At 68.3% G+C, this 8222-nt stretch carries 6 protein-coding genes; 3 read left to right on the plus strand and 3 right to left on the minus strand.

Going from position 1 to position 8222, the window contains the following annotated elements; genetic code table 11:
* Positions 1-133 precede the first annotated feature (133 nt).
* The 3 genes from ING98_10870 to ING98_10880 all read left to right on the plus strand — a co-directional run bounded on the left by ING98_10870 (position 134) and on the right by ING98_10880 (position 4696).
* Complete coding sequence (locus ING98_10870; GenBank protein MCA3102370.1) at positions 134-1888, plus strand: SulP family inorganic anion transporter; 1755 nt, start codon at positions 134-136, stop codon at positions 1886-1888.
* A complete protein-coding gene (locus ING98_10875; GenBank protein ID MCA3102371.1) occupies positions 1885-4032 on the plus strand; it encodes an STAS domain-containing protein in 2148 nt (715 codons plus the stop codon). The genes ING98_10870 and ING98_10875 overlap by 4 nt, the downstream gene beginning before the upstream one ends.
* Before the next feature lie 112 nt (positions 4033-4144).
* Positions 4145-4696, plus strand: a complete 552-nt coding sequence (locus tag ING98_10880) for a cob(I)yrinic acid a,c-diamide adenosyltransferase (GenBank protein ID MCA3102372.1) — start codon at positions 4145-4147, stop codon at positions 4694-4696.
* Positions 4697-4709: 13 nt separating this feature from the next.
* Here ING98_10880 and ING98_10885 read toward each other — a convergent pair whose 3' ends face one another.
* From ING98_10885 to ING98_10895, 3 genes are all read right to left on the minus strand, one after another.
* The gene (locus tag ING98_10885) at positions 4710-5555 is read right to left on the minus strand and encodes a nitroreductase family protein (protein ID MCA3102373.1); all 846 of its coding nucleotides are present in this window, start codon (positions 5553-5555) and stop codon (positions 4710-4712) included.
* A gap of 33 nt (positions 5556-5588) precedes the next feature.
* Complete coding sequence (locus tag ING98_10890) at positions 5589-7001, minus strand: threonine synthase (GenBank protein MCA3102374.1); 1413 nt, start codon at positions 6999-7001, stop codon at positions 5589-5591.
* A gap of 3 nt (positions 7002-7004) precedes the next feature.
* On the minus strand, positions 7005-8222 hold a 1218-nt coding region (locus ING98_10895), incomplete at its 5' end, for a homoserine dehydrogenase (GenBank protein ID MCA3102375.1).

Consider the following 8222-nt stretch of genomic DNA (forward strand, 5'->3'; position numbering starts at 1 on the left):
TGCTGTGCGGGAGCTGCACTGCCTTGTCGCGGTGACGCCCTCCAACTCTCCCTCGGGACATCCGGACGCCGTGCCGCAGATTTTAACCGATTCGAACGCCCTGCCCCGCACGATCCTGCGCCTGTTGCCATTCATGCGCTGGCTGCCCGGCATCACTCGCCAGTCGGCCCGCGCCGACCTGCTCGCCGGGCTGACCGGCGCGGTGATCGTGCTGCCCCAGTGCGTGGCATTCGCAACCCTGGCGGGGATGCCTGTCGAGTACGGCCTCTATTGTGCGATGGTACCTGCAGTGATAGCTGCACTGTTCGGCTCGTCCTGGCATCTGGTCTCGGGGCCGACCAACGCGATCTCGATCGTGCTGTTCGCTTCGCTCGCGCCGCTGGCGGAGCCGGGCAGCGCACGCTACGTCGAGCTGGCGCTGACGGTGACCCTGCTGGTCGGCGCGATGCAACTGGCGATGGGCCTTGCACGCCTGGGCACGCTGGTGAACTTCATCTCGCATACGGTGATCGTCGGCTTCATGGCCGCAGCGGCAGTGGTGATCATCGATGCCCAGCTCAAGACGTTCTTCGGGATCGACATCCCGCGCGGTGCCGGATTCTTCGAGACCTGGGGTGCGCTGTTGCTGCGTGTGGACGGGATCGATCTCCAGGTGACGCTGGTCAGCCTGGTCACCCTCGGCTGCGCGATTGCCTTGCGGCACTACGTACCACGATGGCCGTACATGATCATCGCGATGGCGATCGGTGCACTGGCCGCGCTGGCCATCGATGCGGCCAGCGGCGGACGCTCGGGCATCACGACTGTGGGCGCGCTGCCCGCGTCCCTGCCGCCGCTGTCGCTGCCCGACCTGTCGACTGCGGCGATACGGGAGACCGGCGCGATCGCGCTCGCGATCACCATCCTCGCGCTGACCGAGGCGGTGTCGATCGCGCGCAGCATCGCCGTGCGCTCCGGCCAGCGCATCGACAGCACCCAGGAGTTCACCGGGCAGGGGCTGTCGAACATCGCCGGCGCGTTCTTCTCCAGCTACCCGTCCAGCGGCTCGTTCAACCGCAGCGGCGTGAACTACGACGCCGGCGCGCGCTCGCCTCTGGCCGCGGCCTCATCCGCCCTTTTCCTGCTGGCAATCCTGTTCGCCGTCGCGCCGCTCGCGGCATACCTGCCGCATGCGGCAATGGCGGCGGTGCTGATGGTCGTCGCCTGGGGACTGATCGACTTCAAGGGCATACGGCAGATCCTGCAGGCGAGCCGCACCGAATCGGCCGTGCTGGTACTGACCTTCCTGTCCGGCGTGCTCATCAGCCTCGAGTTCTGCATACTCGCAGGCGTGATGCTGTCGCTGATGCTCTACCTGAACCGTACCTCCAAGCCGGCCCTGGTGCAGCTGGTGCCCGCTTCCGACGCGGATGGCACCCGGCGCTTCGTGCCGGTGTCAGCCTCGGCACCTCCGCCGGCCGGATGCCCCCAGCTGCTGGTGCTGCGTGTCGACGGGTCGCTCTTCTACGGTGCGGTCGAACACGTACGCGACCGGTTGCTCGAGCTCACCGGCGCTGCCGGGCAACCGCGCAACCTGCTGCTGCTGGGCGACGGCATCAACCTGATGGATATCGCCGGGGCGCACATGATCGAAGTCGAGGCGCACCGCCTCGCTGCCGCGGGCGGCGGCCTGTACCTGGCGGCGCTCAAGCCGACGGTGCGCGAGATGCTGGAACGCTCGGGCGCGCTGGCGGCACTGGGCGCCGGACATGTGTTCGAGCGCAAGGGCGACGCAATCGCGGCGATCCTCGCGCGGCGGAACACGGCCACCTGCGCGGCATGCACCGGGTGTGCGTTCGACGAGTGCCGCCTGGCAGCGCCCGCCGCTCCGGCGCAGGACGCCCGATGAAGCGGCTGCTGCCGTTCCTGCACTGGTGGCCGCTGCAGCGCAGTGCGCTGCGCGCGGACATCGTTGCCGGCATCAGCGTCGCACTGGTGCTGGTGCCGCAGTCGATGGCCTATGCCCAGCTGGCAGGCGTGCCCGCGTACTACGGTCTGTATGCCGGCTTCCTGCCGGTGATCGTTGCCGCGCTCTGGGGATCGTCCAGCCAGCTGGCGACCGGGCCTGCCGCAGTGTCTTCGATCCTCACCGCATCGGCCCTTGCCCCGCTGGCCACCCTCGGATCGGAGCAGTTCGTGGCCCTCGCCATCCTGCTCGCCTTCATGGTGGGCGCGATCCAGCTCGTGCTCGCGCTGTGCCGGATGGGCAACGTGGTGAGCTTCCTGTCGCATCCGGTGATCCTCGGCTTCACCTCGGCGGCGGCCATCATCATAGGCCTGTCGCAGCTGAACAAGCTGCTCGGGTTGCCACTCGGCCGCAGCGATTTCTTCCTCGGCGACATCTGGCGCATGCTGCTCCAGCTCCCGGATGCCCACCTGCCCAGCCTGGCCATCGGCGTCGGGGCCATGGCCGTGATCTGGGGCTTCCGCCGCTGGTTGCCGCGCTGGCCCGGGGTGCTCGTGGCCGTCGCGCTCGGCACCGCGATCAGCTGGGCGATCGGCTTCGAGCGCAACGGCAGCGCACCGGTCGAAGCCTTCGGCGACCCGCACGTGCTGGCGATCGCCCGCGACTACCAGCAGGCGGCGGCACGGATTCGGGAACTCGATGCACGCATCGAGGGCCTGCGCGCGGCAGCGGCCCCCGCCCTGTCGCGCAGCGATGCGCTGACCCGCCGCCACGAGCTCGAACTGAAGCAGCTCGAACGCTCGGACGTGGAACGCGAGAACGCCCAGCGCCTGCGCGACCTGCGGCAACTGGCCTTCCACGCCACGATGGCACCGGACGGATCGATCGCCACGCTCAACCCGTCCGGCAGCGTCAGCGGCGGCGAGGCGGGACGGCAGACCTGGCGCATCCGCGCCATCCGCGGCGGTACCGTGCACCTGTCCGGCGGCGGGGAGGTCGTGGGCACGATCCCGCCCGGACTGCCGTCGCCCGCCCTGCCACAGTTTTCCTGGGAAGCCGTACGCTCGCTGCTCGGCGCCGCGCTCGTGATGGCGCTGATCGGATTCGTCGAAGCGGTGTCGATCGGCAAGGCGATGGCGGCGCGCACCCGGCAACGGATCGATGCCAACCAGGAACTCCTCGGACAGGGCCTTGCCAACATCGCGGGCAGCCTCACCCAGGCATTCCCGACCATGGGCTCGTTCTCGCGCTCGGCGGTGAACATCAGCGCCGGCGCACGCACCGGGATGTCGAGCGTGGTGACCGGCTTGCTGATGCTGGTGACCCTGCTCGCGCTGACCCCGATGCTCTACCACCTGCCGCAGGCCGTGCTCGCGGCGGTGATCATGATGGCGATCACCAGCCTGATCGGCTTCAGGGCGATGAACCATGCCTGGCGCGCGCACCGGCACGACGGCATCGCGGCCTGGACGACCTTCTTTGCAGCGCTGCTGCTCGCGCCCGCGATCGACTACGGCGTGCTGCTGGGCGCCGCACTCGCGATCCTGCTCTACCTGTACCGCACGATGCGCCCGCGCATGGCCGTTCTGGCGCGCCATCCGGACGGCACCCTGCGCGACGCACGGCTGCATGGCTTGCCGACCAGCCGGCAACTGGTGGTCCTGCGCTTCGACGGCTCTCTGTACTTCGCGAACGTCCCGTACTTCGAGGACAGCGTGCTGGAGGCAGTGGCCGCCGCGCCGGACGCGCGCGAGGTGCTGATCGTGGCCGATGGCATCAACGCGATCGATGCCTCCGGGGTGGAGGTGCTGGAGCACCTGTCGGAGCGACTGGCGGCGAGCGGAGCAACCCTGTCGCTGTGCGGCGTCAAGCTGCAGGTGATGGAGGTGTTCGACCGCACCGGGCTGCGCGAGAAGATCGGCGCAGCCAACCTGTTCAGGACGTCCGGGCAGGCGATGGAGGCGATCGCGCAACGCACGCCCGACCCCTCGATCGGTGCCCGACTCGAAACCGAAGGGTCACGGCCAGCTGCCGCGCCAGCTTCGGCAAGCCGATCACCCTCGACGGAAGGCACGCCACCCCTATAATCGCGCTCGGTCGGCGGTTCCGACCGGGCGGGCGCCTGCGCCAGGGCACTTGCGACACCGGCAGTACCCAGGACATTCAAGGCAGCCAGGGCAGGCGCCAGGGACGACGGCAATGGGCTTCCGCCTCACCAGGATCTATACACGTACCGGCGACGGCGGAGACACCGGCCTTGGCGACGGCAGCAGGGTTGCAAAGGACGCGCCGCGGGTCGAGGTGCTCGGCGTGGTGGACGAACTCAACTGCGCGATCGGGCTGGTACTGGCCGAACCGGTGTCGGCCGAGGTACGCGAATGCCTGACCGCCGTGCAGCACGACCTGTTCGATCTCGGTGGCGAGATGAGCATACCGGGCTATACGGCAGTCACGGAGCGCCATGTGAGCCGGCTCGAAGAGGTGCTCGACCGGTTCAACGCCGACCTTGAACCACTGAAAGACTTCATCCTGCCGGGCGGATCGCGGGCGGCAGCGGCCTGCCACCTGGCGCGCACGCTTGCACGGCGAGCAGAACGGCGGATGGTGACACTGGTAGCGGCCGAGCCCGTCTCGCCGCTGGCTCAGCACTACCTCAACCGCCTGTCCGACCTGCTGTTCGTGATGTGCCGTGTCGTCAACCGCGATGCCGGGATTGCGGACGTGCTCTGGCAGAAGGGCCGCACACTCTGACGGCAGGCCACCGTCAATCGAGCTTGAATCCCCGCGCGCGGATGTATGCCCCGAAGTCGGCACGCTCAGGGACCGAGTACTGGCGGGCCTTGTCTTCCGACCAGCCGTAGAACGCGGCTACGCCAAGGTCGCGCACGCGCCGCTGGCGCCGGTATGGCTGGCGGCCATCGCGCCAGCGGTCATAGTCGTCCACTGCCGCGCGTGTCGCCGCTTCACCCTCGTCCCGATAGCGGTCGGCATGGACGGTGAGCTTCAGCGGCAGCCGCGGACTCACCTGCGCCACGGCACCCGGCCAGCCGACCGCGAGGCCGGCTACCGGAAACACCCGCTCGGGCAATCCGAGGAAGGTACTCACCGCCTCGGCGCGGTTGCGGATCTGGCTGATGGGACAGCAGCCCAGCCCGGCCGCCTCGGCCGCGACGATGAACGAGCCGAGCACGAGGCTGGCGTCGACTGCTGCATTGAAGAACCAGTCGAGGTGGTCGTTGGCGAACGGTACGCCTCGCCACTCGCCGATCTGGCGCTGCCGCCGGTGGTTGCCGCAGAACACCAGCAACGCGGGGGCGGCGGCGATCCATGCATCCGGCGCCGTGAGGGCGGCCAGCCCTGCCTTGCGTTGCGGATCGGTGACCACCACGATGTCGCGGCTCTGCATGTCGCTCTTGCTGGGCGAGGACAGCGCGATCGCCGCCAGCGTGCGCAGCATGCCTTCCGGCAGGGGCCGATCTGCCCAGTCGCGCATCGAGGCGTGCGCGGCCATGCGGACATGGCCTTCGTTCGCGAAGCCCGTATCGAGGTCGCCCGCGTCCTGGAACCGTTCTGCGAGCAGCCGGGCCAGTTCGTGTTCCGGATCAGTCATGGTCCATGTTCCCGTTCACGGCCTGCCTGCCGGTCAGTCGGCGCAGCGCGCCTCGATATAGCGTTTCACGGCGACGGTATCGGCATCCATCACCTCGAAGCGCAGCGGAGCGGACTCCAGCGCATCGAACCCGGATGGGCGCGACGGCGGACGGCCGAGCGCCTCGATGATCGTCGCTTCGAATTTCACGGGCAGCGCGGTTTCCAGGCACACCACAGTCTCGCCCGGCTCGCGCAGTTCGAGTGCAACCTTGATGCCATCGGCGGTATGGGTATCGACGATGCGTCCGCTGCCTTCGAACGTGCTGCGGATCGTGCGCAGGCGGTCTGCATGGGTGCTGTGCCCGGATACGAAACCGGTCTGCGCCACCTTCGCGAACTCGCCGGAGGCAGCGAGGTCGAACGCGCCACGCTCGTCTATTTCGCGCCACAGGGCCCGCACGCGTGAACCGTCGCCGCCGACCAGGTCGTACACATAGCGCTCGAAATTCGAGGCCTTCGATATGTCCATCGACGGGCTGGACGTCTGCCGCGTCTCCCGCGAGCTGCGCGGACGGTAGGTGCCCGTCCGGAAGAACTCGTCGAGCACGTTGTTCTCGTTGGTAGCAAGGATCAGCCGGTGCACCGGCAGCCCCATCCGGCGCGCCACATGCCCAGCGCAGATGTTGCCGAAATTGCCGGAGGGCACGCAGAAGGAAACGGTCTCGTCGTCGGAACGGGTCGCGGCGAAGTAGCCCTTGAAGTAATAGACGACCTGGGCCACCAGCCGCGCCCAGTTGATCGAATTCACCGTGCCGATCCGGTAGCGTGCCTTGAACGCGAGGTCTGCGCTGACCGCCTTGACGATGTCCTGGCAATCGTCGAACACCCCGCGGATCGCGATGTTGTGGATGTTCGGATCCATCAGCGAGAACATCTGTGCCGTCTGGAACGGACTCATCGCGCCGTGGGGCGACAGCATGAACACCCGGATGCCGCGCTTGCCGCGCATCGCGTACTCGGCGGCCGAGCCGGTATCGCCGGACGTGGCACCGAGGATGTTCAGCGACTCCCCGCGCTCGGCGAGCACGAACTCGAAGAGATTGCCGAGCAACTGCATCGCGACGTCCTTGAACGCGAGCGTCGGCCCGTTGGACAGCTGCAGCAGGTGCAGGCCGGACTGCAGTTCGATCAACGGGGTCACCGCATCGGATCCGAATACCTCCGCCCGATAGGTCCGCTCGACGATCGAGCGCAGCGCGGTCGGCGGGATGTCGTCGATGAACAGCGACAGGATCTCGAACGCGAGGCTGGGGTAGTCGAGCCCGCGCCACCGTGCGAGCGTCGCACGGTCGACCTGCGGGCAGGACTCCGGCATCGCGAGGCCGCCATCGGGTGCGAGCCCCTCCAGCAGGATCTCGCGGAAACTCGCCGGCGCCATCCCGCCGCGGGTACTGAGGTAACGCACGGCCTAGAGTTCTTCCAGGCGCAGCCGCGTGACCCGGCCGGCGACCGTCGGCAGCGCCTCGATGCTGGCGATCGCTGCATCCATGTTGCGCTCGACGGTGCGATGCGTGAGCAGGATGATGTCGGCCTCGCTCTCGCCTGCGGCCGGCTCCTTCTGCACCATCGCGTCGATCGAGATCGTGCGGTCGGCGAGGATGCGCGTGATGTCGGCGAGTACGCCGGGCTTGTCCTGCACCCGCATGCGCAGGTAGTAGGCGGTCTCGATGTCCGCGATCGGCAGGATCGGCAGGTTCGAGATGCGGTCGGGCTGGAAGGCGAGGTGGGGCACCCGGTTCTCCGGGTCGACCGTCGCCAGGCGGGTGACGTCGACCAGGTCGGCGATCACGGCCGATGCAGTCGGCTCGGCACCTGCGCCGGCGCCGTAGTACATCGTCTGGCCCACCGCGTCGCCCTTCACCAGCACGGCGTTCATCACGCCCTCGACGTTGGCGATCAGCCGCCTGGCGGGGATCAGCGTCGGGTGAACGCGCAGTTCGATGCCCGCGCCGGCGCCCTCGCCTACCCGCCGCGTGATACCGAGGAGCTTGATCCGGTAGCCGAGTTCTTCGGCGTAGCGGATATCGTCGGCGCTCAGTGCCGTGATGCCTTCGGTGTACGCCCGATCGAACTGCATCGGCACGCCGAAGGCGATCGCCGACATGATGGTCAGCTTGTGCCCGGCATCGATGCCCTCGATGTCGAAGGTCGGATCGGCTTCCGCATAGCCGAGCTTCTGCGCCTGCGCGAGCACCGCATCGAACGCGAGCCCCTTGTCGCGCATCTCGGACAGGATGAAGTTGCTGGTGCCGTTGATGATGCCCGCGATCCACTCGATGCGGTTCGCGGTGAGGCCCTCGCGCAGCGCCTTGATGATCGGGATGCCACCGCCGACGGCTGCCTCGAACGCCACCATCACGCCCTTGGCCTGCGCGGCGCCGAAGATCTCGTTGCCGTGCAGCGCGAGCAGCGCCTTGTTGGCGGTGACCACGTGCTTGCCGTGGGCGATCGCCTCCAGGATCAGCTCTTTCGCGATGCCGTAGCCACCGATCAGTTCGACGACGATGTCGACGTCCGGATCGCGCACCACCGAGAACGCATCATCGACCACCTGTGCCGCTGCTTCGCCGGCCGGCGTGCAGCCGGCCACGAGCGCGCGCGCGCGCGGCAGGTCCTTGTCGGCGAC

It is taken from the genome of Rhodocyclaceae bacterium, from assembly GCA_020248265.1.
GTDB lineage: Bacteria > Pseudomonadota > Gammaproteobacteria > Burkholderiales > CAIKXV01 > CAIKXV01.

Bases quoted from the DNA above. Each gene is read 5' to 3' on its own strand.
- ING98_10875 (MCA3102371.1), top strand. From the start codon at position 1,885: ATGAAGCGGCTGCTGCCGTTCCTGCACTGGTGGCCGCTGCAGCGCAGT.
- ING98_10880 (MCA3102372.1), top strand. From the start codon at position 4,145: ATGGGCTTCCGCCTCACCAGGATCTATACACGTACCGGCGACGGCGGA.
- ING98_10870 (MCA3102370.1), top strand. From the start codon at position 134: ATGCGCTGGCTGCCCGGCATCACTCGCCAGTCGGCCCGCGCCGACCTG.
- ING98_10885 (MCA3102373.1), bottom strand. From the start codon at position 5,555: ATGACTGATCCGGAACACGAACTGGCCCGGCTGCTCGCAGAACGGTTC.